This is a genomic window from Vibrio sp. 1580 (assembly GCF_033340055.1).
Map to the genome: position 1 here is coordinate 1 of NZ_JAWOVT010000644.1, position 538 is coordinate 538.

Here is a 538-nt window from a genome sequence, read left to right on the forward strand (position 1 = left end):
CGCCCATGTGTTTCATCGCTAACGTGCCATCTTGAGCTGGTGCAGCCACCAGCAAGAAACACATTAAAGATAAAACCGCGCTAGTGATCCCATCCATTTTGTACGCTTTCGCCAGACTGTAGGCGACACCGAGCGACACAAAGATGGTCATGATCCCCATCGACATATTGAAAGGCATCATAATGGTGTCAAAGTGAGTGGTAGCAAAGTCGAGCCAAAGACGACCAAAGGTAAACGTCGTATCTTCAGCAAATGGTGGAAATGCAAAAATCAAAATGAAACTGCCCACGATGATAAACGGCATAGCGACAATAAAACCATCTCTCATTGCGCGAACGTGGGGTTGATTACCCACTTTTGCAGCGATAGGGGCTATATGCTTTTCGACTGTTCCTATAATCGCGTCATAAAGCTTCATAGAGTCCATCCTTATTTCAGACAAAATAATCCCGCATCAAATATTTATATTTGATGAACAATTTTCTTTTATTTCAAATTATTGGCTTAGTTAATTAATTCTAATGCTTGCTCTAGTACT

The 538-nt window shown here is 41.6% G+C and carries 1 protein-coding gene; it reads right to left on the reverse strand.

Annotation, left to right across the window (positions count from 1 at the left end; all coding sequences use genetic code 11):
• A partial coding sequence (locus tag R7093_RS27610) for a PTS transporter subunit EIIC (RefSeq protein WP_318147326.1) occupies positions 1–418 on the reverse strand: 418 nt, incomplete at its 3' end.
• Between the last annotated feature and the right edge of the window lie 120 nt (positions 419–538).